Origin of the sequence: Flavobacterium sp., assembly GCF_017744675.1 — a bacterium.
Classification (GTDB): Bacteria; Bacteroidota; Bacteroidia; order Flavobacteriales; family Flavobacteriaceae; genus Flavobacterium.
Window position 1 is genome coordinate 387,734 of record NZ_JAGIAV010000005.1, and the last position, 26,595, is coordinate 414,328.

At 33.7% G+C, this 26,595-nt stretch carries 27 protein-coding genes and 3 tRNA genes; 11 read left to right on the forward strand and 19 right to left on the reverse strand.

The features are described 5' to 3' along the window. Window positions 1–12: 12 nt before the first annotated feature. Entirely contained in the window at window positions 13–228 is a 216-nt protein-coding gene (locus J7574_RS18785) for a hypothetical protein (protein ID WP_290972229.1), read from the reverse strand. Between the two features lie 148 nt (window positions 229–376). Here J7574_RS18785 and J7574_RS18790 point away from each other — a divergent pair, with 148 nt between their 5' ends. The 3 genes from J7574_RS18790 to J7574_RS18800 all read left to right on the forward strand — a co-directional run bounded on the left by J7574_RS18790 (window position 377) and on the right by J7574_RS18800 (window position 5,410). Continuing rightward, window positions 377–751 carry a hypothetical protein gene (locus J7574_RS18790; RefSeq protein ID WP_290972232.1) on the forward strand — a complete coding sequence of 125 codons (375 nt, stop codon included), beginning with the start codon at window positions 377–379 and terminating at the stop codon, window positions 749–751. A 159-nt stretch (window positions 752–910) separates the two neighbouring features. Continuing rightward, complete coding sequence (locus J7574_RS18795) at window positions 911–1,663, forward strand: SDR family NAD(P)-dependent oxidoreductase (protein WP_290972235.1); 753 nt, start codon at window positions 911–913, stop codon at window positions 1,661–1,663. A 309-nt stretch (window positions 1,664–1,972) separates the two neighbouring features. Next, window positions 1,973–5,410 carry a choice-of-anchor J domain-containing protein gene (locus J7574_RS18800; protein WP_290972238.1) on the forward strand — a complete coding sequence of 1,146 codons (3,438 nt, stop codon included), beginning with the start codon at window positions 1,973–1,975 and terminating at the stop codon, window positions 5,408–5,410. A 46-nt stretch (window positions 5,411–5,456) separates the two neighbouring features. Here the strand turns inward: J7574_RS18800 and J7574_RS18805 are convergent, their stop codons facing one another. The 5 genes from J7574_RS18805 to J7574_RS18825 are packed head-to-tail and all read right to left on the reverse strand — an operon-like array spanning window position 5,457 to window position 9,776. Then, window positions 5,457–5,966, reverse strand: a complete 510-nt coding sequence (locus tag J7574_RS18805) for a MepB family protein (RefSeq protein WP_290972240.1) — start codon at window positions 5,964–5,966, stop codon at window positions 5,457–5,459. Between the two features lie 45 nt (window positions 5,967–6,011). Continuing rightward, window positions 6,012–7,892 carry a hypothetical protein gene (locus tag J7574_RS18810; RefSeq protein WP_290972243.1) on the reverse strand — a complete coding sequence of 627 codons (1,881 nt, stop codon included), beginning with the start codon at window positions 7,890–7,892 and terminating at the stop codon, window positions 6,012–6,014. Beyond that, window positions 7,889–8,440: a sigma-70 family RNA polymerase sigma factor gene (locus J7574_RS18815; protein WP_290972245.1), complete on the reverse strand. Its 552-nt coding sequence runs from the start codon at window positions 8,438–8,440 to the stop codon at window positions 7,889–7,891. Before J7574_RS18815 ends, J7574_RS18810 begins: the two co-directional genes overlap by 4 nt. Before the next feature lie 51 nt (window positions 8,441–8,491). Then, entirely contained in the window at window positions 8,492–8,893 is a 402-nt protein-coding gene (locus J7574_RS18820; RefSeq protein WP_290972248.1) for a hypothetical protein, read from the reverse strand. 7 nt (window positions 8,894–8,900) lie between these two features. Further along, complete coding sequence (locus tag J7574_RS18825; protein WP_290972251.1) at window positions 8,901–9,776, reverse strand: protease complex subunit PrcB family protein; 876 nt, start codon at window positions 9,774–9,776, stop codon at window positions 8,901–8,903. 185 nt (window positions 9,777–9,961) lie between these two features. Here J7574_RS18825 and rmuC point away from each other — a divergent pair, with 185 nt between their 5' ends. The 4 genes from rmuC (at window position 9,962) to J7574_RS18845 (ending at window position 13,214) form a co-directional block, all read left to right on the forward strand. Continuing rightward, window positions 9,962–11,335, forward strand: a complete 1,374-nt coding sequence (gene rmuC / locus J7574_RS18830) for a DNA recombination protein RmuC (protein ID WP_290972254.1) — start codon at window positions 9,962–9,964, stop codon at window positions 11,333–11,335. An 87-nt stretch (window positions 11,336–11,422) separates the two neighbouring features. Continuing rightward, window positions 11,423–11,971: an acyl-CoA thioesterase gene (locus J7574_RS18835; RefSeq protein WP_290972257.1), complete on the forward strand. Its 549-nt coding sequence runs from the start codon at window positions 11,423–11,425 to the stop codon at window positions 11,969–11,971. A 41-nt stretch (window positions 11,972–12,012) separates the two neighbouring features. Further along, the gene (locus J7574_RS18840; protein WP_290972259.1) at window positions 12,013–12,408 is read left to right on the forward strand and encodes a VOC family protein; all 396 of its coding nucleotides are present in this window, start codon (window positions 12,013–12,015) and stop codon (window positions 12,406–12,408) included. A gap of 239 nt (window positions 12,409–12,647) precedes the next feature. After that, the gene (locus J7574_RS18845; protein ID WP_290972262.1) at window positions 12,648–13,214 is read left to right on the forward strand and encodes a YceI family protein; all 567 of its coding nucleotides are present in this window, start codon (window positions 12,648–12,650) and stop codon (window positions 13,212–13,214) included. A 2-nt stretch (window positions 13,215–13,216) separates the two neighbouring features. Here the strand turns inward: J7574_RS18845 and J7574_RS18850 are convergent, their stop codons facing one another. Next, a complete protein-coding gene (locus J7574_RS18850) occupies window positions 13,217–14,128 on the reverse strand; it encodes a TIGR01777 family oxidoreductase (protein ID WP_290972265.1) in 912 nt (303 codons plus the stop codon). A gap of 98 nt (window positions 14,129–14,226) precedes the next feature. Between J7574_RS18850 and J7574_RS18855 the strand changes: the two genes are divergently transcribed. Beyond that, window positions 14,227–14,886, forward strand: coding sequence for a TetR family transcriptional regulator C-terminal domain-containing protein (locus tag J7574_RS18855; protein ID WP_290972268.1), 660 nt, complete (start codon window positions 14,227–14,229; stop codon window positions 14,884–14,886). Further along, complete coding sequence (locus tag J7574_RS18860) at window positions 14,886–16,190, forward strand: AarF/UbiB family protein (protein WP_290972271.1); 1,305 nt, start codon at window positions 14,886–14,888, stop codon at window positions 16,188–16,190. The genes J7574_RS18855 and J7574_RS18860 overlap by 1 nt, the downstream gene beginning before the upstream one ends. A 206-nt stretch (window positions 16,191–16,396) precedes the next feature. Here the strand turns inward: J7574_RS18860 and J7574_RS18865 are convergent, their stop codons facing one another. From J7574_RS18865 to J7574_RS18910, 10 genes are all read right to left on the reverse strand, one after another. Continuing rightward, window positions 16,397–17,692: a deoxyribodipyrimidine photo-lyase gene (locus J7574_RS18865; RefSeq protein WP_290972274.1), complete on the reverse strand. Its 1,296-nt coding sequence runs from the start codon at window positions 17,690–17,692 to the stop codon at window positions 16,397–16,399. Between the two features lie 148 nt (window positions 17,693–17,840). Next, a complete protein-coding gene (locus tag J7574_RS18870) occupies window positions 17,841–18,311 on the reverse strand; it encodes an SRPBCC family protein (protein WP_290972277.1) in 471 nt (156 codons plus the stop codon). 64 nt (window positions 18,312–18,375) lie between these two features. Further along, complete coding sequence (locus J7574_RS18875) at window positions 18,376–18,816, reverse strand: sterol desaturase family protein (protein WP_290972280.1); 441 nt, start codon at window positions 18,814–18,816, stop codon at window positions 18,376–18,378. Window positions 18,817–19,031: 215 nt separating this feature from the next. Beyond that, entirely contained in the window at window positions 19,032–19,871 is an 840-nt protein-coding gene (locus J7574_RS18880; protein WP_290972283.1) for a phytoene/squalene synthase family protein, read from the reverse strand. 3 nt (window positions 19,872–19,874) lie between these two features. After that, window positions 19,875–21,341: an NAD(P)/FAD-dependent oxidoreductase gene (locus J7574_RS18885; RefSeq protein WP_290972286.1), complete on the reverse strand. Its 1,467-nt coding sequence runs from the start codon at window positions 21,339–21,341 to the stop codon at window positions 19,875–19,877. 40 nt (window positions 21,342–21,381) lie between these two features. Then, window positions 21,382–22,281 (reverse strand): MerR family transcriptional regulator, encoded by a 900-nt coding sequence (locus tag J7574_RS18890; protein WP_290972289.1) that lies wholly within the window; start codon window positions 22,279–22,281, stop codon window positions 21,382–21,384. A gap of 217 nt (window positions 22,282–22,498) precedes the next feature. Further along, entirely contained in the window at window positions 22,499–22,999 is a 501-nt protein-coding gene (locus J7574_RS18895; protein ID WP_290972292.1) for a hypothetical protein, read from the reverse strand. Between the two features lie 198 nt (window positions 23,000–23,197). Then, window positions 23,198–23,270, reverse strand: a tRNA-Lys gene (locus tag J7574_RS18900). 132 nt (window positions 23,271–23,402) lie between these two features. Further along, a tRNA-Leu gene (locus tag J7574_RS18905) sits at window positions 23,403–23,485 on the reverse strand. Window positions 23,486–23,527: 42 nt separating this feature from the next. Further along, window positions 23,528–23,600 (reverse strand) — tRNA-Lys (locus J7574_RS18910). A gap of 126 nt (window positions 23,601–23,726) precedes the next feature. Here J7574_RS18910 and J7574_RS18915 point away from each other — a divergent pair. Next, the gene (locus tag J7574_RS18915) at window positions 23,727–24,245 is read left to right on the forward strand and encodes a shikimate kinase (protein WP_290972294.1); all 519 of its coding nucleotides are present in this window, start codon (window positions 23,727–23,729) and stop codon (window positions 24,243–24,245) included. On the opposite strand, the gene J7574_RS18920 is transcribed toward J7574_RS18915, so the two are convergent. Continuing rightward, a complete protein-coding gene (locus tag J7574_RS18920) occupies window positions 24,237–24,737 on the reverse strand; it encodes a phosphoribosyltransferase domain-containing protein (protein WP_290972297.1) in 501 nt (166 codons plus the stop codon). The genes J7574_RS18915 and J7574_RS18920 overlap by 9 nt on opposite strands. 136 nt (window positions 24,738–24,873) lie before the next feature. After that, window positions 24,874–25,272: an RNA-binding S4 domain-containing protein gene (locus J7574_RS18925; protein ID WP_290972300.1), complete on the reverse strand. Its 399-nt coding sequence runs from the start codon at window positions 25,270–25,272 to the stop codon at window positions 24,874–24,876. A gap of 79 nt (window positions 25,273–25,351) precedes the next feature. On the opposite strand from J7574_RS18925, the gene J7574_RS18930 reads away from it, so the two are divergent. After that, window positions 25,352–26,542: an FKBP-type peptidyl-prolyl cis-trans isomerase gene (locus J7574_RS18930; RefSeq protein WP_290972302.1), complete on the forward strand. Its 1,191-nt coding sequence runs from the start codon at window positions 25,352–25,354 to the stop codon at window positions 26,540–26,542. Window positions 26,543–26,595 lie beyond the last annotated feature (53 nt).

The following is a 26,595-nucleotide window of genomic DNA, read 5'->3' on the forward strand; positions in this document are numbered from 1 at the left end:
AAAAACGAACAATTAGTAGGGTATGTCTGAGTGGGATTTCATTTTTTTCAGCCATTGATACACAAACCAAATTACGGTAACAATAAAAACGGCAATTAAAACAGGATAATAGTTTTCGAAAAATTTATGGAAATAACTGCCAATTAAAATATAAGCAGAAGCCATACATAATTTGATTGGGATAAATTCGGCATTGGACCAGCTGGTTTTGATTTTGAAGAAATTCATAATAATTGAAGTTGTTAAGTTGCTTTGAATAAAGGTAATAAATAAAAAATCAGATGGCAATTATAAAAGAAAAGCAATGCGAAGTCATAATTTTTTCGCAGTTAGAATTCGTAATATTATAAAGTTGAATGTAAAAAATAATAATGCAATGGAAACGAATGATTTAGGAACAAAAAAGATAAACGGAACGCAGAAAAATATTGACGAATCTAAAGGAAAAAACGTTTCGCACGACAAAGAACTGAAAGATGCCAAATTGAACAAAGAATTGGTAACTGATGCAGATGGGGATAAAAAAATAGTGGAGCGAGCGCGAAATGAGAATGAAGACATTAACCAAAAACTTCGTAAAACAAATACTGATAACCCAAATGCGAACCGCGGAGTTGAAACGGAAGAAGAGGCCAATAAAACGGTCGAGAATAAAGATCATAATTCTGATATTACTCCAAATCGATATCCAAATTCGCATCCAGATAATCATAAGGATCGAGGAAATATGAAATTGGATGAAGAGCAGTAAATTATACAAATACGAAATTTTCATTAAAATTAGCTCAATTTAATGTCAAATAACATAACATTAGCGGTATGCGTTAATGTTATTTTAAACTCTTTTGAAAGCTTCGTCATTGCTTAAGATCTTCGTAAATTAGAAGAATCAATTTAAAACATATATAAAATGGCACTTTTAGAAAATAAAGTAGCTTTTGTATCTGGCGGTGGTTCTGGAATCGGACGTGCAGTGGCAGAAGCTTACGCTCGAGAAGGAGCAAAAGTAGTAGTATCTGATATAAATGTAGAGCACGGCGAAGAGACCGTAAAAATGATAAAGGATAAAGGCGGAGAAGCTTTTTTTGTAAAAGGAGATTCGTCGAGTGCCAATGACAACAAACATATGGTTGAAGTTACGGTTTCAAAATACGGCCGATTGGATATTGCGTGTAACAATGCAGGAATGGGCGGGCCAGCCAAACCAACAGGAGAATATGATCCTGAAGCTTGGGATAAGGTAATTGGATTAAACTTAAATGGTGTTTTTTATGCTTGCCGTTACCAGCTAGAACAAATGGAGAAAAACGGAGGCGGAAGCATTGTAAATATTGCTTCGATTCACGGGCAAGTTGCAGCTCCGCTTAGTCCAGCTTATACGGCTTCTAAACATGCGGTTGTTGGATTAACAAAAAATATAGCGGTAGAATATGCTCAGAAAAACATTCGATGCAATGCTGTTGGACCTGGATATATTGAAACAGCACTTTTAAAAGATAATTTAAACAAAGAGATGATGCAGGCAGTTGCTGCAAAATCTGCTATGAACCGTTTAGGAACAGCAGAAGAAATTGCCGAATTGGTTACATTTTTAAGTTCTGAAAAATCTTCTTTCACAACAGGAAGTTATATTATAGCCGATGGTGGTTATACCGCAGTCTAATTATTTTTAGAGTAAATAACAAGACAATCTGAAAAGCAGTAAGCGAAAGTTTACTGCTTTTTTTGTTGATAAATATGTAGTATTTGTAGGAAGTACAAAGGTTTTTAAGGGATTTGTATGTGTTTGTTGTTTTGAATAATGTTTTGTGTTAGGTCTTTTTTGTTATTTTTATTTTATTATCTTTAAATTTATGTTAAGCTTTATTGAATTATATTGATAAATAAGTAAACATTAAGTTTATGGTTTTGTAATATTCGCTTAACTTTAAAGACAATAAATTTGAACTCTAAAAACTCTATTCTTTAACGTATGAAAAAACTCTACTTTTCGCGCTTTTTGGCTCTTTTATGTTTTTTTAGTTGCATTTCTGGAGATCTTTTTGCTCAGACAATGCCAGCGGCACAGACACTGCCTATCGATCAAAAATTTACTGGATTAGCCGCAAACTCTACTACTTATCCAGCTGGTTTTCAAGGTTGGTTGGTAAGTTCAAGTCAAAACACATCAACTTATAGTACAGCATTGTCTGGCGATAGAGCTTTAATAGCTAGTAGTACAGCAAATACTGCTAGTGGAAATATTCATAACTTCGATGGCAAGATTGGTTTTCTAAATACTACTAGTGCAGATTTTGCAATTGGCTTCGCGTTTTCGAGTACCGGTATTACTGGTGTTAGAGTTGAATACGATGCTATGGTTATACGAAATCCTTATGATGGAACAGCCAATTATCGTCTTCAGGAAATGGCTTTGCAATATCGAGTTGGAGTTAGTGGGCCATTTATCACTTTACCTTCAACAGCATATATTAATAATAGTACAACACCACAACTTACAGCAGTTACTACCCCGTTAGATAATACTGTTAAAAGAATTGGTGTTACGTTGCCAACTGATTGTGATAATCAAGCAGTGGTTCAAATAAGATGGATTGCAAGATTAGCATCAGGTTCTTCGGGTTCTCGCCAATCTTATGCAATAGATAATATTACGATTGATAAAGATATCCTTGCTCCAGTTAATAGTTCTGGTTATCCAAAAGCAGTTAATGTTTCAGGACTAAGTTTCAATTTTGTTAATAAAATAAACGAAATAGGAAAAACGTATTTTGTCTTACTTCCAGGTGGTAGCACAGAGCCAACAGTTGCACAAATAAAAGCAGGACAAGACGCAAATGGAACAGCAGCTTTACAATCAGGAGTTTTTGATGTAACAAATTCTGATCTGGAATATGTAAAAAGTTTTACAGGATTGCCTTTGAGTACAGCGTATTCTGTTTTTTCTATCTCAGAAGATGTTGTTGGAAACGTTCAAGCATCGGTTAATAAAGTAGATGTGGCAACACTAAGCGTTATGCCACCTGCCATAACTCCATCTGTTGCTGTATTGAATTTGGGCGGTACAGAACCAAATTTTAAATCTTTAATAAAAAGTTATCAGATTGGAGCTTCAGATCTTACAGCAAATGTAGTAGTTACGGCATCAGGAAGTTTTACTATTTCGAAAGATAATTCGACATTCTCATCATCTTTAACATTTGTTCCAACTGATTTTGATGCTAATGCAGCGCCAACAGTTTATGTAAAATTCACTCCAACTTCAGTTGGCAGTTTTACAGGCACAATAACTCATGAAACAACAGGAGGAACAACTAAAACAGTTAATTTGACAGCTCTTGGAGTAAATCCTCTGGTGCAAAATTTTGATGATGCAAATGTTTTTGTAAATAGCGATTGGATGCAATATAATGAAGCTGGACCAATAAACAAATGGGCTTATACTAATCAATCACGAAATGTTAACTCTGGAACTGGAGCTGTTTTAATGAATGGATATTCAGATGCTGGATCTAGTAAAGACTGGTTAATTTCTCCAAGATTGCGTTTAGATGGTTTTAGTCAAATTCCCGTATTATCTTTTTATTCTCGTCAATTTTATGATGGACCATCCTTGAAATTATTGGTTTCAACCAATTATGATGGAGTAAGCGACCCAAATACAGCAACTTGGACAGCATTAGACGGTAAATTTCCTGGAAATACAGGAACTTATACAAAATCTGATTATATCAATTTAACAGCTTACAAAACAGACCATACTTATTTGGCTTGGGTTTACGAAACAGCTTCTGGCGGAACTGGAAATGCAGCAGAATGGTCATTTGATGATTTTGCTATAGTTGACGGATCAAAATATGTGGATTCGAATCCAATTTTAGATTTTGCAGATGTGAGTCCAAATACGGTTTCTGCTAGTCAATCTTTTGTTTTTAGTGCCGCTGGTTATGGTGATATCACGATTTCAGCTCCAGCTTCGTATCAACTATCATTAGATAATATTTCATTTGCATCAAGCGTTATTGTTTCTTCTGCAGATGCTGAAGCAGGAAAAACTGTTTATGCGAGATTTGCTCCAACTGCAAAGCAACTAACTATTTCGGGTGCTTTAACGGTTACAGGGACATCTTTAAACAAAGAAATTGGATCATTTACAGGGACTTCTATATTAAAAGCTGATACTTATGATGTCGTGACGTATAATCTAGAGTTTTTTGGAACGGATGTTAAAGATGCTACTGGTAAAGAGTTTGGACCAACAAATGACGCCTTGCAAATAGAAAACGTGGCTAAAGTAATGAACAAATTAAATGCGGATGTTTATGTTGTTCAGGAAGTTTCAGATGAGCCAGCGCTAGATGCTTTAATTCAAAAAATTAGTGTTAACGGAAAAACATTTGATAAGACAATCTCAACTTCTTGGTCTTATTCATTTCAGCCTTTGGATCCATATTTTCCGCCTCAAAAATTGGTTGTTATTTACAATACGCAAACCACTACTGTAAAAAGTACAAAAGTGTTATTTAAAGATTTATACGATCAAATTCGTGCTAACACTGTAGTTTTACCTGGTTATCCAGGAACAGATACCCCACAAAAAAATGATGATAGCTTTTTCTCATCAGGACGTCTTCCTTATTTGGTTCAAGTTGAAGCTAATGTTGGCGGAATTAAAAAAGATATTAACCTGATTGATCTTCACGCTCGTGCAAACAGCGGAACTGATATTTCAAAATACAATCAGCGCAAATATGATATTGATTATTTAAAAGATGTACTAGATGCAGAATATCCAGACGCAAATTTAATTCTTCTGGGAGATTTTAATGATGATGTAAAAGCTTGGGTTGGTAATGCAAGTACAGTTTCATCTTATAAGAAATTTGTAGATGATACCGCTAATTATAATGCTTTAACATTCGAGATTAGTACGGCTGGAGCTTATAGTTTCTTGAGTTCACAAGGGTTTTTAGATCATATTTTAATTTCAAATGAATTAAATGATGATTATATTCCTAAATCAATCGCAGTTTATGACCCAAGAAATGATATCGCAAATTACATTACAACAACGTCAGATCACGGACCAGTAATTGCTCGTTTCGAATTGAAGCAGGATGTGCTTTCTACACCTGATTTTGGAGCTAAAAACAAATATTTTGTAAAAGCATATCCAAACCCTGCAACAGATGTTTTGAATTTTGATGTCAAAACAGCGCAGGGAAGAGATTTGAAAATTAGATTATATGATTTTAATGGCCGTGCAATTGGAAATCCAATTAGTGTGAAAAATGAATCTGAAGTAAGTACAGCAGTTGTTGCTGTTGGCAATCTAGTTTCGGGAGTTTATTTCTATACGGTTACAGAAAACAATAAAGTGATTTTTAAAGATAAAGTCATCAAGAAATAATAGAGTTTTATAAAACAGAAAGGCAGTCTTTTACGACTGCCTTTTTTTATGCAAATATTTTTCTGATTTCGTTTAAATCAATTTGATCTGGATTGGTAAAGGGAAAGAAATAATCCAACTGCCATTTCTGTGTTTTCTGCGCCTGTTTGCTTGTGGTTTCATCCCAAGGCGGATAAACTCTTGTAGCTCTTATTCCTTCTTTATTTTGGGTCGAAAAAATACCTTTTTCAAGTAGCGTTTTCTTCGGAAAAATAAACTGTCCCCAATTCTGATCTTTTCGAACTGTGACAATTACAAAATCAATATCGTCCGAATAATCGAAAGGCTCTATTACTCCAGTTTGATTTCGTTTCCATAAAGTAACAAACTGACCTGTTTTGGTTGGAGTAATTTTGGCTTCTCTGTAGCAAATGCTTTTATTGTTCAGCACGAAACGATAAGCACTGTATTCTTCGCTTTCAAGTTCTTTTTGTAAAGAAGTTGGCTGTAATGTGGCTTTGTCAAAAACAGTTTCTTTGCTTAATAATAAATTAGGTGAAGCGGTAGTAAAATCCATAAAATTCAATTCTCAAGTATTCTTGAAAATTACTATAAATTCACTTTAGAAAGAAACATTCAGACCAAAATTTAATCCCCATTGGAACTGGTTGAAAGACTGGCTGTTTAACGGATTGATGTAATAATTCATAGCAGGTTCAACAAAAACATTGGTCTTTTTGTACACGCGATATTGAACCGTACTGCTCAAAGTAGAACCATAAACATAATCATTGGCATTCATGTTTTCTCCAATAGAATGTCCGTCTAAATTCACATTGTTGGAAATTAATTTGCCAACAAAACCTCCTGTATTTAAATTAATGCTGGCTTTATTTTTATTAAAAATAGAATAAGAAACCTCAAGCGGCATCTCGATATATCTTAAATTTTGATCTAGTTTACCTGTTTGCACGTTCTCGCTTTTCATCGCTTCTTTTGTGCTATTTGAAATTAAAAGATATTCCTGACTTGATGAATTTGCTGCAGCAACTGGACTATCGGCATACGAATTCCCAGAATTAAAAAACGCATTGCTTTTAGCGCTTACATAAGATACATTGGCTACGCTTTGCCCTAATTCGTTAATTTTTAAACCAGAACCAACAGCCCATTTTTTATTAATGCTATATTTTGTTTTTACTCCATAAGAATTCGATTGTCTAGAATCGTTTGTATTGCCTAAAGTTTTTTCGTTTTTAGTGTTTTCAGAACTTGCAACACCCGCAAAAACAGCAACAGCCCATCTTTCTTTTTTGTCAATCAGGTTGTCTTTCTTCTCTTTTTCTTCTTTTTTCTTCTCCGGATTTGAAATTCCTTTTTCTAAATTCTGAAGTTCAGCCAATTGTATGGAGTCTGTTTTGCTCAAACTGCTATTAAGCTTTAAATCGTCTTTTATAATTACGGCCTTATCTGTGCGTCTGTTTTCATTATTGCCCGAAACTGCAACACTCGATTTATAGGTATTATTGTTTGCAGAAAAGCCATTATTTAAAGAAGGACTTTTGCTGTTGAAAGCAAGATTTTTATTGTTTTTAGCTGTCGGTTGTTCGTCAAAAATAGAATTTGAAAGCTGTTTATTGGGTGTTGAATTAAATTTGCTTTGCTTTCCAAATGCAACTCTTTCTTCAGCAATTCCTTTATTTGAAGCTTTCGAGTTGTTATTTCCTAAAATAGATTTGTTAGAAGATTTTACAATCGATTTCTCTCCTGATAAACGATAATTCTGAAATGCTACAGATTGGTTTGGAGTATTTACTAAACTTGGCGCGCTGTATTTAGAATCTTTTTTATTGGTTTTATTTTTTGAATTTGCTTGCGCTACAGAAGTCTCTTGATCTTGAATTCCAGATTTAGTATCGTATTGATTTTTTCTTACTGAATTTCCTAAAACAGATTTGCTAGAAGATCTTACAATTGATTTATCTTCTGATGAATTATAATTTTGAAACGCAACAGACTGGTTCGGAGTATTGGCCGGACTTGGTACACTGTATTTAGAATCTTTTTTGTTGTTATGGTTTTTAGAATTGGTTTGTGCTACAGAGGTTTCTGGAATTTGAATTCCTGAGCCTGTATTAAACTGATTTTTTGCTCTAGAATTTTCATTTAAAGAATCAGTTGTTTTGCCAATATTTTTATTTTGATCTAAATTTTTGCTGTTAGCATTATCATTTGTTTTTTGGTCAAGAACAACTTTGTTGCTGTTGTTTTCTAAACCACCATTGTTAAGTTTTATGTTTTCAGATGAATTGGTAAAATGTAAAATTGAAGGCAGAAGCAACCCTAATAATAAGCATGCAGCAGCCGACCACCAAAGAACAACTCTCTTCTTCTTTTTAGGTTTGTCTAATTTTTCTTCAATCTGACTCCATAATTCTGGAGGCGGAATACTTGAAAAGTCTTCCATTGATGAAAAAATATCTTCTATTTTGTGCTTCTTCATGCTGTTTTAAAATTTTTTATGCTCAAAATTCGCTTTTGTAATATATGTTTGGCGCGATTTAAATTTGATTTTGATGTCCCTTCGGAGATTTTTAAGAGTTCTGCGATTTCCCGATGCTTCATTTTTTCAAATACATACAAGTTAAAAACCGTCCGATATTGATCTGGTAAATCCCGAATGTATTCCAGCAGTTTTTCCTGTTCTATCGGAATTGCTTCTAATTCCTCTTCTTCTATAAAATCGGTGTCGGGATCAAAAACGTCTAAAAAGAAACTCTCTTTTTTCTTCTTGTTTAAAGTCTCGATGAGTTTGTTTATAAAAATCCGTTTCAGCCAGCCCTCAAAACTTCCTTCAAATTTATACTGGGTTATTTTTTGAAAGGCAATTACAAAAGCTTCCTGAAAAACATCTTTCGCGTCATCTTCGTTCTTCATATATTTCAAACAGATACCATACAAAACAGGAGAGAACAACTGATAAATTTTCAGTTGTCCCTCTCTGTCATTTTTCATGCACAGTTTGATATATTTTTCTAACTCGTCTTTCAAGAAATGGTTCAAATTTGATTTTGCAAAAATAGTTTTAAATAGCTTACAAAACTATCTCTTAAAAATAGTTCGAGTACCGTCTTGACTGTTGCTTACAATTGTTAGGTTTTGATTGTCAAGGTTTTCTATTACATAAGTTTTGCCCTCAAACGTAATTAGATCATGCTCGGACTCATCAAAAAATCCCTTTCCTTTTTCTATCTGATAGGCGCTGTTTCTTATCTCTACATTGTTTTTATAAGTAATAACTCGTCCGTCTTGGGTAAAGATAATTTTTTTGGTAAACCCGATAGATTTTGGAGTTGCCACATAAGGATTATCAGAACCTCCTATAGATTTTTCCCAAATCCAAGTATTTATGATTGATCCTGCTGCAGTTTCTCTAGAATCATTTACAGAAATCATCGATGTAAAAAGAAAACAAATAATAAAAGATAAAAAAAGTTGTTTCATGATTGTATTATTTTAAGCTTGTAATTTTTTCTTGAATCGTTTTTTTGAAAAGTTTTATTTCTGCACTTTGGTCAGCAGTATCGTTATTGTCGATATAAACCTTAGTTACGCTTGCTCCTTGACGCAATTCAAAATAAATTCCACCTTGATCTGCAGAATCTGGAGAACCATACGTTTTAGTCTGTCCTTTTAAAGCCAAAATCTCTGCTGGAACACTTTTTAATAATAAAGTATATTCACCTCTTTTAATGGTTGGAGTATATTTATATTGTCCAAAATCATATTGGTTTGCTCCAACATTTAAGAATTTTAAGGTGTTGTAATCGTTAATCTGATAGAACTTTTGGCAATCTGCACCAGTACATTGGTTACGGAAACTTCCAATAATCATATTGTCTGCATTCTCATTTGTTTTATTGAAAATCATTCCTTTTGTTGTTTTCGGAATTAAAACAAAATCAGATGGGTAAGTAGTACTTGGTGTTACGGTCTCGCCTGCTGTAGGAGCTTTTTCGTAGTAGTTCACTACGATTTCGCAATTATTTTCTACGATAGACGTAATTTTAATAGAATATCCGCTTGTAGGTTTGGCACCAGCAAAAAGCCCTACTAAATATTCTTTTGTAAAATCGATATTTGGATCACTTGCAACGGGACAGCTGTTGGCATGTTTTGTAAAATATTCATTCATTTTTTCTTCAGATCCAATAACAACTGCTGCTGGATTATTTGGCAAAGATTTTACGCTATAATTGCAATAGAACGGGAAACCAGTAAAATTTACAGCAGTATTAGCTCCACAATCTACATAGTTATTTCCGTCACTTAAAGAACAAGCACTGAATCCGAAGGCTATAAATAGGCCAAGCATTATTTTTTTCATAATTATTTTAATAGGTTTATATCTTAGTAGATAGCGGTTTCAAAAAAAGGTTGCGTTGAGGTTAATTTTTTTTTGAAAAATAAAATGTTGGTTTAGTTTGAATTGAAAATGAATTAGTGAAATTTCTATTTTAAAAATTAAGCACTACGTATTATTGCGTACTTTTACGTAAAATAAACTTAGATATGTCTGATTATATACTGTTTTTATTAGGTTTTGTTGTCGCACTTTTTGTGGGCATATACTTAGGAAGAATGCTTTATGCGTCAAAATTTCAGTCAGAAAAAGCTATTTCCGAGGAGCGATTAAATGCTTTAAACAGCCAATTGCAAATGCAGAAAGAACAGTTCGAAAATGAAAAAAATAATTTGCAGAAACAATTGCAACTCCATATTACGGAGAAGGAAAACATTCGAACAGAAAAAGACAGTCTGGCAATTCAGCTTTCTAAAAAAGAAGTAGATTTCGAAAATTTATGGGAACGCCATAAAGAACAAAAAAGTGAAATTAATGAGCTTCAGGAAAAATTCACCAAAGAGTTTGAAAATCTAGCCAATAAAATATTAGAAGAAAAGTCGGCTAAATTTACCGAACAAAATACCGTTAATATGAAAAATATCCTGACGCCTTTGCAGGATAAAATTTTGGTTTTTGAGCAGAAAGTAGAGCAGACTCATAAAGAAAGCATCGATTATCATGCGGCGCTTCGTCAGCAGATTATTGGTTTAAGCGAAATGAACGCGCAAATGAGCAAAGAAACCTTAAATCTAACCAAAGCATTAAAAGGCGACAGCAAAATGCAGGGAAATTGGGGTGAATTGGTTCTGGAACGCGTTTTAGAAAAATCAGGATTAGAAAAAGGAAGAGAATACGAAGTACAGCAGAGTTTTACCAATAGTGAAGGAAACCGTGTTTTGCCCGATGTTGTAATTAATCTTCCTGATGGAAAAAAAATGATTGTTGATTCTAAGGTTTCACTTTCAGCTTACGAAAAATGGGTGAATGAAGAATCTGAGCTTTTGAAAATAGAATTATTAAAAGAGCATGTTATTTCGATAAAAAGGCACGTCGATCAATTGGGCAGTAAAAACTATCATGATTTGTATCAAATGGAAAGTCCAGATTTTGTATTGCTTTTCATTCCGATGGAACCGGCTTTTGCCATTGCCTTAAACGAAGATCCTTCTTTGTACACAAAAGCATTCGATCGAAATATTGTAATCGTAACGCCAAGTACGCTTCTGGCCACTTTAAGAACAATAGACAGCATGTGGACGAATCAAAAACAGCAGGAAAATGCTTTGGAGATTGCCAGACAGGCTGGAGCTTTATATGATAAATTTGAAGGTTTTGTTTCTGATTTGGTTCGAATTGGAAATAAGATAAAAGATACCAAAACCGAATACGAAAGCGCCATGAACAAATTGGTTGACGGAAAAGGAAATCTAATTTCGAGTGTAGAAAGATTAAAAAAAATGGGAGCAAAGGCCAAGAAATCGCTTCCAGAAAATATTATTGCAAGAGCTGCAAGTTCAGATGAAAACGAGTTATTGAATTAGAAGAGAAGTAAAAAGAAAAAAGACGCAAGAAGAAAGACTTGCGTAATAGAGAATACAATACAACTAAAAAATACCAAAAACAAAAACATGAGCACAGATTTTAAGCCCGTTTCATCATCAAAAGTTAGTATATCAGAATTAATGTTGCCTTCGCATACCAACTTTAGCGGGAAAATTCACGGAGGATATATTTTACAATTATTAGATCAGATTGCTTTTGCATCGGCATCTAAATTCAGCGGTAATTATTGCGTAACCGCTTCTGTAGATACTGTAAACTTTCTTAAACCAATTGAAGTGGGTGAATTGGTAACAATGAAAGCTTCTGTTAATTATGTGGGAAGAAGTTCTATGGTGGTAGGAATTCGTGTAGAAGCAGAAAATATTCAAACAGGAGTTATCAAACATTGCAATTCGTCTTATTTTACAATGGTTGCCAAAGATAAAGAAGGGAAAAGTGTTCAAGTTCCGGGACTAATTTTGTCTAACTTAGAAGAGGTGCGCCGTTTTAGAAAAGCTATAAAACATATCCAAGTTCGAAAAGAGGTTGAAGAACACGAAAAATTGGCCAATATAAATTCGATTGAAGACTTAGCGAGCCTAGAAAAATACAATGTTCTTTTAGAAATCAGCTAAATTTTCTTATATTTAGTTTTATACATTAAATATTAGAAAATATGGTCAAGTTTGGATATACTATTTTATACGTTGAAAATGTCGAAGAATCTATTTCGTTTTACGAAAATGCATTTGGTTTTTCGAGAAAATTTGTCACGCCAGATAACGATTATGGCGAATTAATAACAGGAGAAACAACGCTTTCATTTGCTTCAAAAAAATTAGCTTCAAAAAATTTGCCTGATGGTTTTGTCGAAAGCAGTTTAGAAGACAAACCTTTTGCTATAGAAATTGGTTTTATTACAGAAAATGTGCCTGAAGTTTTGCAAAAAGCAACTTCTTTTGGAGCCGTTATCGTTTCAGAACCCGTAGAAAAACCTTGGGGACAAGTCGTCGCATACGCAAGAGATTTAAATGGATTTTTGATTGAGATTTGCACAGAAGTAAAAAGTTAAATTAGATACATTTCACATCTGCCATTTCTCATTTCACAATAAGAAAAATTCACAATTTTTTAGCATTAGCCTCAGAACTTTGCATTAAGAAATTTCGTAACTTTAAGTGTAATTATTAGGTTACGAAATTTTTCACTGAGTATTGCCGTTCAATTTCTCAGATTTAATGAGATTCTTATTTTTATTTTTCTTTTAGTCTGAATAAATAGGATGACATAATTGTTTAAATGCAGACGATTATGAAAACAACTACTTTATTATTTTTACTTTTTACCGCTTTTTCTGTCATTGCCCAAGACAAGTTTTTCACCAACACCGGAACAATAAAATTTGAGGCTTCTGTTCCTTTATACGAAGAAGTAAGAGCTGTAAATAGACAAGTTGCCATACTTTTAGAACCTAAAACGAGTACTTTTATCTGTACCGTTATTGTCAAAGATTTTCGTTTTAAATTAAATCTCATGCAAGAGCATTTCAATGATAACTACATGGAAAGCAATCGTTATCCTAAAGCTATATTTAAAGGAAAGATTGAAAAATTTGATTTGAAGGATATTAGTGAGGTTGAAAAACAATACCAGATAAAAGGAAAGCTTAACTTGCGAGGCAAATCGAAAGAGATTATCGTAAATGCTTTGATTAAAAGAGTTCCAGAAGGAATTCAGGTTATTTCAGACTTTCCGATCGAGGTATCCGATTTTAATATTCATATTCCATATACTATTGCGACTAAAATTGCTAAAACGGCTAATACCGAACTAACGGGCATAGTACGCAGCGAAGATGCCATGCTTACGCTGAAGTAAAATTACTTGATACAATTTATAAGCGTTTTTTCTAAATCAGTAAATTGAAATTCAAAACCGGTTTTTTGAATTTTCTCAGAAGAAACTCGTTGTCCAGTTAAGACTGCTACGCTCATTTGTCCAAGTAAAATCTTTAGTACAAAAGGCGGAACTTTTGGCAGCCAGATACTATAATCGTACAATTTGGCCAGCGTTTTAGAAAATCGGGCATTTGTTGTATTATCTGTTACACAAGCATTATAGGCGCCTTCTAGTTGGGCGTCTTCAATGCTTTTTAAATAGATTTGGCATAAGTCTTCCACATGAATCCAAGGGAGATATTGCTTTCCAGAACCTAGTACGGCACCAAATCCTGATTTAAAGGTAGGAATCATTTTTTTTAAAAAACCTTCATTTTTACCTAGGACAATCCCAGTCCTAATTTTAACGGTTCGAATGTTTAGAGAATTCATTTTATCTGCGGCATCTTCCCATTTTTGGCAAGTTATCCCTAGAAAATCATCAGCTGGAGTCGTGTTTTCAGTACAAATTTTATGACTCGTAATGGCACCGTAAATTCCGATTCCTGAAGCAGAAACAAACGCTTCGAGTTTTTTATTGTTCTTTTCTAAAATAGAATAAATCATTTCAATCGGACGCACGCGACTTTCAATGATCGCTCTTTTACGTCTTTTAGTCCATCTTTTTTCAACGATTCCTTCACCAGCGAGATGAATAATATAATCGGCATTTAAAACGGCATTCTTATCAATATAGTTTTTCTTGATATCCCATTTATAATAAGTCATTCTTGCAGTATCTTCTCTCTCAGAACGACTCAAAACCGACACAGAAAATCCTGCTTCAATCAGAATATCTGTCAAATATTTTCCGATGAAACCGGTTCCGCCTGTTAATAGAACATTTTGAGCCATAATAGTTTATAATATATTTAACAGTGTATCTTGTTTAAGGAATAGTAAAGGTACTTAAACAATGTTTACCTTTATGGCAAATTCTAAATTTTAATAAAATGGCGACTAAAAAAAAGGTAATTACCAAGGATGATATCGTTTCAAAATATATGGAAGAGGTTCTGGAAAAAGGACAAAAACCTAAATCGGTTTATCATTTTGCCAAAGAAAATGATTTTACAGAAGCTGAGTTTTATGCTTTCTTCGGAACATTAGAAGGTTTAGAAAAAGAAATATTCCGACTGTTTTTTGAAAACACAGTTAGTCTTCTTCATAAGAATGAAGAATATCAAGGATATGACATGAAAAATAAAATGCTGAGTTTTTACTTTACTTTCTTCGAAATCCTCACAGCCAATAGAAGTTATGTTTTGCAATCGCTTAAAATAGATCGAAATCCGATTAAAAATTTAGTGCAGCTGACAACACTTCGAAATAGTTTTAAAGAATATGTTGCTGAAATTTTAACAGATGATTATCGATTAGAACAAGAGAGATTTCAAAAATTTCAAGAAAAAGCCATTCAAGAATCTTCTTGGGTGCAATTAATGCTTACGATTAAATTCTGGATGGAAGACGAATCGCCAGCTTTTGAGAAAACCGATATTTTTATCGAAAAGTCAGTTAATGCGTCATTTGAATTGATGAATGTGGCGCCGATGAATCATCTGATTGATTTCGGGAAATTTTTGTTTAAAGAAAAAGTATACAGCAGATAATGAAAACAATAGATTATATCCCAACTTCAAAAATAGAAAGAGCGGGTAAATTGGTTCAAACTGGTGCTAAAATTGGCGTAAACTATGTAAAGCATTATGCCGAAAAGATAGTAAATCCTGATTTAACCCGTGATAAACTAAACGAGAACAATGCCGAAGATATTTATGACGGACTAAAAAGCTTAAAAGGAAGTGCCTTGAAAGTGGCTCAAATGTTGAGTATGGACAAGAATTTTCTGCCTCAAGCTTATGTTGAGAAGTTTTCTTTATCGCAGTTTTCTGTTCCGCCGCTTTCTGCACCATTGGTTTTAAAAACTTTCAAAAACAATTTTGGTAAAACGCCTTATGAGATTTTCGATGAGTTCAATCCGAATTCTGTAAATGCAGCCAGTATTGGTCAGGTGCATTTAGCTAAAAAAGGAGATAAAAAACTGGCGGTTAAAATTCAATATCCTGGAGTTGCCAATAGCATTTCGTCAGATTTGGCTTTGGTAAAACCAATTGCGATTCGAATGTTTAATCTGCAAGGAAAAGATTCTGATAAATATTTTAAAGAAGTTGAAGACAAACTGATTGAAGAAACCAACTATTTGTTGGAATTGAAACAAAGTCAGGAAGTGGTTGATGCCTGCAGTAAAATAGAAAACATCACATTCCCGAATTATTATCCTGAATTTTCGTCAGAGAAAATCATCACAATGGACTGGATGACAGGAATTCACCTTTCTGAATTCACTGTAAAAAATACCGATAAAGCTGTTGGAGATAAACTAGGTCAGGCACTTTGGGATTTCTACATGTATCAAATTCATGTTTTGAGAAAGGTACATGCAGATCCGCATCCTGGAAATTTCTTGGTAGATGATCAAAACCAATTGATTGCTTTAGATTTTGGCTGTATGAAACAGATTCCGGAAGATTTTTATACGCCCTATTTCGAATTGATTAATAAAAATGTAATTACAGACGAGAAGCTTTTTAACGAGAAATTATTCGAATTAGAAATTCTTCGTCAAGACGATACTCCAGCAGAAATTGAATATTTCACTGAAATGTTTCATGATTTATTATCGCTTTTCACCAAACCTTTCCAGAACGAAACTTTCGATTTTGCCGATGAAAAATTCTTCAATGCAATCGCCGAATTAGGGAAGCGTTTCTCAGAAGACACCAATCTTAAAAAAATGAACGGGAATCGCGGTTCGAAACACTTTATCTACATGAACCGTACTTTCTTTGGTCTGTACAATTTAATGTTTGATTTGAAGGCGAAAATTGTGGTGGATAATTATTTGAAATACTAGACTTCGAAAATTCCAATATTAAATGCATAAACCTCTGTCAAAGTTTCAAACTTTGACAGAGGTTTTTTTATTTAGTTTGTCATTGCGAGGAACGAAGCAAATCACAGGCAGTATATCTTTCGTGATTTTAATAGTGTGGTTGCTTCGTTCTTCGCAATCACAAGTTTGTATGTAATTGGAATTTGGGATTTAAAAATTTTGGAATTTCATTTAACGATTCCTTTTTTATAAGTCTCAATCGCCCGATCTCTAGCAAAGGCATGATCGATCATTGGTTCGTTATAACCCAAATCAAACTCAGGAATCCATTTGCGGATGTATTCGCCTTTTGGATCAAATTTCTGCTGTTGGATTTCTGGATTGAAAACTCTGAAATAAGGAGCAGCGTCGCAACCCGTTCCTGCAGCCCATTGCCAATTTCCAACGTTGGAAGCCAATTCGAAATCTAAAAGTTTTTCTGCAAAATAGGCTTCGCCCCATTGCCAATCTATAAGCAAATGTTTGCAGAGAAAACTTGCGACAACCATGCGTACGCGATTGTGCATATATCCTGTTTCGTTTAACTGTCGCATTCCTGCATCGACCATCGGATATCCAGTGGTTCCCGAACACCAGCGTTTAAAATCTTCTTCGTTGTTTCGCCATTGAATTCCGTCGTAATTAGATTTGAAATTATGATTGACACAATTTGGAAAACTATACAGAATCTGAATAAAAAATTCTCTCCAGATCAATTCACTTAAAAAAGTCTGATTTTTTCTATTTGCCCAATTTACCAATTTTCGAATGCTTACCGTTCCAAAACGCAAATGAGGTGAAAGATAAGAAGTGCTGTCTAAAGCAGGGAAATCTCTCGTTTCTTTATAATTTGCAATTTGTGTTAAGTTATGTGGCTGTACTTTTATGGAACTTCTTTCAAAACCGATTTCACCTAATTCTGGAAATTTGGATTTAGATTTTGAAAAATTGGATTGAAAAGAAATTGAATCATATTCTGGAGCAGAACCAGAAAGATGATATTTCTCCAGCCATTTGTTTTTATATGGTGTATAGACGGTGTAAGGAAGTCCATCTGCTTTTGTGATTTCTTTTTCTTCAAAAATCACATGGTCTTTATAAGAGAAGGATTCAATTTTATTTTCTTTTAATAAAGATGAAATTAAGCTGTCACGTTTGATGGCAAAAGGTTCATAATCTTTATTGAAGAAAACAGATTGAATGTCAAATTCCTCAATAAGCGATTTCCAAACTTCTTTTGTTTTGCCTTTTTTGATTAAGATGGAAGAATCGATTTTGTTTAATTCTGAATTTATTTTTTCAAGTAAATCGTAAATGAAAGTTACTCTAGCGTCATTTTTCGGAAGATGTTCTAAAATATCATCATCAAAAATAAATAGAGGTACAACAGGAAAATCAGATTGCAAAGCATGAAATAATCCTGTATTGTCTTCTAAACGCAAATCGCGTCTAAACCAGAATAAAGTAACTTTTTGTTTTGTCATTGGTTGGTTTTATTTTTTAAACACATAGAAACATAGATTTTATTTTTCTTTTGAAGAGTTTAGAAAGAAACTAGTTTCTAACACATAGCTATATGCGGTATGTTACTGGAACTTCTTTTTATTAATCGTTTCTATGTGTTTAAATTCTTTAAGCTTTTTTAGAATTAAATAACTCTTCTATTTTATTAAATCTATAATCGAAAATGCTTTTCAGTTTGTTTTTTACGACCAAGCGATTCATTATTCTTCCGAATATTCCGAAAGGTAAAGCGTAATGAACAATGTCAGTCATTTTGGTTCCTCCATCTGGTGTTGACTCAAAGAAATGCTTGTGATGCCACAATTTATAAGGTCCAAATTGCTGAATGTCTACAAAATACTCGTTTTCTTGGCAAGCCGTAATTTCGGTAACCCAAGACATTTTAATGCCGAAAAGTGGTTTTAAAGTGTAGGTAATGATTTGTCCGTGGTACATGCGTTTGCCATCATAATCCTGAATTTGGAAATTCATATTATCGAGCGTAATAGTCTGAAGGTTTTTCGGACTCGAGAAAAAATCCCAGCAATCTTCTACAGTTGCATTGATGTGTTGTACGGTAACTATCTTATATAATTTCATAATCACAAATCTTTCTTGAAATACATGACCTCGTTTCGCCGCGACAGGAAACGCTCAAATAATGCTACATTTTATAATATTTGAATGGTACAAACAACATTCCGAAACATTCTCCTTTTTCTTTGTTAAGGTGTTTGTGGTGTATTTTATGCGCTTTACGGAGTCCGATGAGGTATTTGTTTTTGGTGTTTTTAAACCATTTAAAGCGCTGATGAATCAGGACGTCGTGAATTAAAAAATAACAAGCTCCGTAAAGTGTGATACCGCACGCGATGAAGAACAAATAATTGAATCCGCCTTGAACGCCCAAGTAGAATAAAATAATACTCGGAGTGGCAAAAATGACGAAGAAAATATCGTTGCGCTCAAAGGTGTTTTCGTATTTCGGTTGGTGATGATCGGCGTGAAAATACCACATAAAACCATGCATCACGTATTTGTGCGTAAGCCACGTTACACATTCCATGAAAAGGAAAACGCCTAAAAAGATTAAAAAGGAAATCATTTTATAAATGTTGAGGTTTTAAAATTATCGTTTTATTCGTTTTGAGTTTAGCTTTAAATTATAAAAGGTTGACTCAAAAGGTTTTGGTTTAATAAAAATTCACCCAATCTTGTCATTTCGACGAAGGAGAAATCTTCACAAGTGGCTCCTCAATCTTTGTCGATTTAGCAACGAGGATTTCTCCTTCGTCGAAATGACAAAACGGTATGTTTAATCTATACCATCTTCAATTTATAAGTCACAAACGACTGCGTCAAAAGTCCCGCTTTGGTATAATTAGAAACTCGAATTCTAGAATTTCCAATCTCGTAATAAGGTGTGTTTTTTAGCTTTTTGAGCAGTTTTTTGTAATACACATAAGCGGTGTAAACTCCAAATTTGGCTTCAATTGGCAACTTTACAATTCCTTGATAGGCAATTCTAAAATCTTCTTCTATTTCTTTGATGATTTGGTTTTTTGAATCTTCGTTGAAATTGTTAAGATTTATGCCCGGAAAATAAGTTCGGTTTAAGATTGTATTGTCGTCTTTTAAATCTCGCAGGAAATTTACTTTCTGAAAAGCCGAGCCTAAACGCATGGCTTCGTTTTTCAATTGTTCATATTTATGTTCTTTTCCAGAGACAAAAACTTTTAAACACATTAATCCGACAACATCGGCCGAACCGTAGATATAATCAATGTACTCGGTTTGGGTTTGATAATTGGATTTTATAAGATCCATTTTCATACTCTTTAAAAAAGCTTGAACTAAATCGTCTGTGATATTGTATTCTTTTACAGTGTGCTGAAACGAATTTAGAATCGGATTTAGACTAATGCCCAATTGCATGGCTTTGTAATACTCTTTTTCAAAATCCTCTATAAGATATTCTTTTTCATAATCATGAAATGAATCTACAATTTCGTCAGCAAAACGGACAAATCCGTAAATACTGTAAATGGCATCGCGAATGCTTGGTGAAAGCATTTTTACGGCTAGCGAAAATGAGGTACTGTAATTTTTGGTTACCAGTTTGCTGCATTTGAAAGAAACGGCGTCAAATAGTGATTTCATTTTTTAAGATCTAAAAGATTTTTGAATTAATTCAGCTGCGAGTTTTCCTGAAATTAAAGCAGGCGGAACACCTGGACCAGGAACGGTTAATTGTCCTGTAAAATATAGATTCTTGACTTTTTTGCTTTTCAATTTTGGTCTTAAAAAAGCCGTTTGCAATAGGGTATTGGCCATTCCGTAAGCATTTCCTTTGTAAGCATTGTAATCGGCTACAAAGTCATTTTTACAGAATGATCTTTTAAAGATAATGTTATTTTTAATTTTTTGCTGGGTAAGTTCCTCAAAGCGAGTGATTATTTTTTCAAAATATTCTTCTCGTAAAGCATCGGTATCTTCAATTCCGGGTGCGAGAGGAATTAAGAAAAAACCAGATTCCATACCTTCGGGTGCGGCTGTCGCATCTGTTTTGGATGGGAAATTGGCATAGAATAATGGTGCATTCGGCCATTTTGGGTTATCATAAATATCGGCTGCATGCTGATTGAAATCGACATCAAAAAATAACGCATGATGAGAAATGCTTTCTATCTTTTTATCGAAACCAACAAAAAACAGGAGAGAAGATGGAGCAAAAACTCTGCTTTCCCAATATTTTTCAGAATACATTCTGTGTCCTTTTTCGAGCAAATTTTCAGAATGGTGATAATCGGCACCGCTTAAAACAATATCTCCTTTTAAGAGCTCGCCATTAATTACAATTCCCGCTGCAGTATTATTTTCAACCGCAATTTTTTCTATTGATGAATTGGTTTTAATGGTAACGCCAAGTTCTAAAGCTAATTTTTCGATTCCTCGAATAACATCAAACATTCCGGTTTTAGGATGCCAAGTTCCTAAGCCGAAATCGGCGTAATTCATAAAATTGTAAAATGAAGGTGTTTTAGTTGGTTTTGCGCCGAGAAACAAAACCGGAAACTCAAGAATCTGAACTAATCTTTCATTCTTGAAGTTTTTTCGTATATCAGTACTAACATTCTTAAAAAACTGATTGAGTTTTAATGCTGTTTCTTTGGTAATTAACTCAAGCGGAGAAATTCCTGGGCGATACACCAAATCCTTAATTGCGATGTCATAATTGCTTTTGGCTTGGTCGATAAAGTTTTGCAGTTTTTGACCGCTTCCTTTTTCAATGGTCTCAAAAGTGTATTTTATTTCTTCCAGATTATCGTAAATGCTAATAAAATCGTTGATTCCAAAATAAACCCGATAGGCTGGATTTAATTTTATCAGTTCGTAATAATCGGAAGGTTTTTTGTCGAAATCTTGAAAAAAGCGTTCAAAAACATCTGGCATCCAATACCAGCTTGGTCCCATATCAAAGGTAAAGCCTTGCTCTTTAAATTGTCTGGCGCGCCCACCAATTGTGCTGTTTTTTTCATAGACAGTAACCTTATTCCCTTGTTGGGCAAGGTAACATGCGGCTGCTAAAGAAGAGAAGCCTGAGCCTATTATTTGGATAGTTTTTCTCATTTGTTTAACAAATATACGAAAAACTTAAACAAAAAATAAATTAAAGCATATTAATAGTTTCTTCCATCGAGTCAAAAACACGAATTCGGTCTGTTAGAATCTTCTCGTCTATATATTCAACCATTTTACCCATAAGCCAAATTTCGTTGTTCTTTTGCAATAATTTCTGTCCCATAGTTTTTACATATTGATTAATTACGCTTCTGTCTGGCTGAACGGTCATGAAAGAAACAAACCTAATATTTTCAAAATGCTTGGTTAAATCCTGCAAGTTCTCAATTGGCATACTTTCGCCTAGGTAAATGGTTTTGTAGCCTTTGTCGAGGATTTCGTATTGAAGATATAATAACCCGATTTGATGAATTTCATTTAACGGAAGTGATAAAACAAAAATTCGATCAGTTTTGGTAGGTTTTCTAATTTGAAGGCTTTCTGTGTAAATTAATATCTTCTGCTTAATTAAATGACTCATAAAATGTTCATTTGCAGGAGTAATTGTTTCAGATTGCCATAGTAATCCCAGCTCTTTTAAAAGAGGTAAAAAATGTTCTTTAAAAACTTCTTTAAATGTTTTCTCTGTGATAAGCCAATCAAACGTATTAAAGAATAGCTCTTGATCAAAATTCATCATTGCCATTTTGAAAGAAGTAATGGCGTAGTTTTGAGAGTTTTTCTTCGAAATTATTTCACGTACCAATTGCGGTATCTTTTCTTCAGGGTATGTTGCGATTTTAGAAATCTTATAACCGTATTCGTGCAGTAAAGTAATATTTAAAAGTTTCTGCAGATTTTGAAGATTATAAAATCTGATATTAGTATCGGTTCGCATAGGTTCAAGAATATTGTATCTTTTTTCCCAGATGCGTATAGTGTGTGCTTTTATGCCAGATAAGTTCTCAAGATCTTTAATGCTGAAAACAGTTTTAATATTGTTTATCATTTTTCTCGATTAAGTCAACAAATGTAAAATAAAATCTTAGATTCGGCATTAAAACTACATTAAAAAGATAGAGGATTAGAGGTTTAGGTATTCAGAATATATTTTATACCTAAAATCAGGTATTTTTTTCTTAAGAAATATATTACTTTGACAAAAAAGAAAACAGCCTGAAGATTGAAAATCTTGACAGGCTGTCTTTATTTTTTAAATGAGGCTGTTATTTACAGAAAGTTGCTTTGTTTTTTGCTGCGCTCTGGCTTCCTAATTCAATTGCTTTTGTAAAATCTTTGCAAGAATTTTTCTTGTCGCCTATTTTGTTATAAGCCAATCCTCTTAAATTATAAGCAATGTAATCTTTTGGATTTAAGCCCAAAGAAGCTGTGCAATCGTCAATAGTTCCTTGATAGTTTTGCAATTTGTAGTTGACATTAGCTCTACCTGTATAAGCATCGGCGTTCATGTCGTCTAACTCGATTGTTTTGCTAAAATCGGCTTGCGCCCCTTTGAGGTCATTTAGTTTGAATTTTGCTACACCACGATTTTGATAAGCTTCGACAAATTTAGCATTCATGCTGATCGCTTTAGTGTAATCGGCAATTGCGCCTTTGGTGTTTCCAGCTTCTGCTTTTTTCATTGCTTTGTCAAAATAGCCGGTTGCAGATTGTGCCCAGATAGAGCAGGTCATCATCATTAATGATGCTAATAGTAGGTTTTTCATAATACTAATTTGGGATTAGTGATTTAATTATTTGCCAACGAATTTAGGAAAGTTTTTATTCTGAAAGGAATTTCTTTTTAAATAATATTTGTGTAAATGAAAAGATGTTTAAGGAGAGGTGAGGAATTACGAAGATGTGTTTTGATTGAATATTCCCTAAAAACAAAAAAGGCCAAGTAAATAATACTTGACCTTTTGTGACCCGACTGGGGCTCGAACCCAGGACCCCATCATTAAAAGTGATGTGCTCTACCGACTGAGCTATCGAGTCGTCATTTCTTCAATGAGGGTGCAAATATAAGGACTTATTTTAGCTTATTGGCTGTTTTTTGAAACGAATTTTAAATTAATTTTAATAAAATTTGTAAATCCTTATTTTACAACAAAATAGATTTTTTAATAGTGACCATGGAGGGATTTGAACCCTCACGCCCTTGCGAGCACCACCCCCTCAAGATGGCGAGTCTACCGTTTCTCCACATGGCCTTAAAAGAAAAAAGGTCGAGTAAAATAATTACCCGACCTTTGTGACCCGACTGGGGCTCGAACCCAGGACCCCATCATTAAAAGTGATGTGCTCTACCGACTGAGCTATCGAGTCATTTAATTTCTTGAATGCGGGTGCAAATATAAGGAGTTTTTTTTGAAGTTTCCAAGCTATTTTATCATAAATTTGTCTTTTTTTTGGAAAAATTCTCAAATGCTTAGTTTATAAGGTTTTATTAATATGAAAAAAATTGTGTTGTTAGGTTATATGGGTTGCGGAAAGTCTACAATTGCCCAAAATTTGTCAAAAATTACAAATATTCCGTTCTTAGATTTAGATAAATGCATCGAAGAAAGAGCAAATTTGTCGATAAATGAGATTTTTGAGAAGCATGGAGAAGTGTATTTTCGAAAATTAGAACACCAAATGTTCGTAGAATTGCTGCAGTCTTCCAAAAATACTATTATCGGTTTAGGGGGAGGCACTCCATGTTATGCTAATAATCATGAATTGTTAAAAGGAGATGATGTTGAATCTATCTATTTAAAAGCATCCATTGATACCTTATATAATAGATTGGTCTATAATAAAAGTAAACGTCCTTTGATTGCCAATATGAATGAGGAAGAAATGAAAGAGTTTATCGCGAAACATTTATTCGACAGAAGTTTTTACTACAATCAGGCAAAACATAAAGTTTCGGTAGATGATAAATCTGTCGAAGAAACGGTTCAGGATATTTTAGAAATATTAGCTTAAAGAAGCATAGTCGCCATTTTCTGAATTGAAAACGACTTGAACATGCTCTAATAAAGAAGTAGAAAGCGAAATTCCTTTAAAATCTGCTTTTACTGGATATTTTTTATGATTTCGGTCAACAAGTACTGCTGTCTTGAATTTTTTAAGCGGAACGTCTAAGAAATGGCGGACAGCATAGATTAATGTAGTTCCTGAGTTTAAAACGTCATCAACTAGAACTAATCCTTTGTTTTTGTATTCTTCGGTACTTAGAGAAGTTTGTATCGCTTCTTGCGGATTCTGTTTGTTTATTTTGACTTCGCAGATAGAAACTTTTAAAGTAGAAATATTGCGAAGTGCCAATGCAATTTTTTCGGCAAAAACAAATCCGTTAGAAGCAATTCCAGCAATAACAACTTCTTCTTCGTCTACAAAAGTCTCGTAGATTTGATATGCGATACGCTTTATTTTATGTTCGATTTCCTGATTGGTCAAGATTATATTGCTGCTCATAGTGTATTTTTTTGCTAAGATAAATAATTTAAAACTCCAATTTTAAAAATTCCAAATTCCAAACTTTGTGAAGCAAGAATGAAATTGTGAAATTCAAATTTATCGCATTTGGTATTTAGAATTTGAGATTTGGAATTTAATTTTCATCATGGTCTTCCTCGTCATCATAAAAATCGTCTCCGTAATCGTCAATATCTCTTCGGTCTTTTTTGGTTGGACGTCCCGCACCAGTTCTTCTAGAGTGTTCTTTTGATAGTTTTAGCATTTCTAAATGTGCAAAAGCTTCTGGTGGAGTTTCGTTTTTTTGATATAAATCCACCAACTTTGCTCCAACACGATTTTGCGGAATGTCTAAAACGGTTATAATTTGTGTAATTTGATCTTTTCTAAAAGTAATTCGGTCTGTAGGAAAAACTTCTTTTGAAGGTTTTGCAATCTGCCCATTTACAGTGATCTGATTCTTTTTGCATGCTTCAGTAACCATGTTTCTAGTCTTGTAATAACGAACGCACCACAAGTATTTATCTATTCTCATAATTTTTCTAAAATCCAAGTTAAATTCTTTACAAAAATAAATCAATATTGTATCTTGCGCACCTAAAAAAATGATAATAATGAATAAATTTAAATATTATTTTGTTTTGTTGCTTGCTGGTCTTGCCATCGTTTCTTGTCATAAAAGCGATGACGATGAAGCAGTAATTGTTCCTGTAAGGGATTATGCAGAGCAGTATAAAGCAGATAATGATTCTATTGAAAAATTTTTAAAGACTAATTATATTGTTGTAGATAAGACGACTTTTGATGTTAAAATAGAAAAAATTCCTACTGGAGGAACTCAAGTTTCTATTTGGGATCAACAAGAGTATCCTTTGAAAGTTAGACCTGTTTATAGCCGGGATGTAAATTATAAAGTTTATTACTTAATTTTAAATAAAGGTGTTGGTGATGCACCATGTAATTTTGATGGAGTTACGGTTTCTTATACAGGAACGCTTTTAAATGGCACTCAGTTTGATACCTCTTATGGATTGGCCCGTGACTTCAATTTGAATATTTATGCTTCAGATGGTGTAATAGAGGGGTGGGGAGAGATTATGCCACAATTTAAAGTAGGTACCCGTAACCCTACAGGCAATGATGGAACTATTACTTATAATGATTATGGTGCTGGGGTAATGTTTTTGCCTTCAGGACTAGCATATTATGCGAATGCTAAAACAGATATTCCTGCATATTCTCCGTTAGTTTTCAGTTTTAAATTGTTTGCCCTAAAACGATCTGATCTTGAATATAACCCTTCTACACAAACGACAGTAGGTGATGGTGTGCCAACTTATTTGGAGGATATTAATGGTGATGGATATGTGTACAATCAAGGAGATACTGTGAGATATCCTAATTTGCCAAAAGAGTTAATAGACGATACTGATGGAGACGGAATTCCTGACTTTTTGGATCTTGATGATGATGGAGATGGTTATACAACAAGATTTGAGCTTACAAAGCCTAGCGATCAGGTGGGTTGGGGAACATTAGACGGGACATCTTTTTATTTTGGAATAAGAAACTATTATCCTTGGGATCCAATGGTAGACGATCCTGCTACGCCAAATGTTGATGAGACAGAACCAAGAGGTATCCCTAGAAGACCAACAGGTGATCTTACTTATCCTGATAATGATCCGCAGCATCCAAATCCAGAATCTATAACAAATCCTCGTAAATTTGTTCCGGAAGATTATACAGCGACTGGACGATTAAGAATTCATTTGGATAAAACATATCCTTATCAAAAGAAATAAAAATTAATTTATAGTAATAAAAGCCTCGGAATTTAATTTCGGGGCTTTTATTT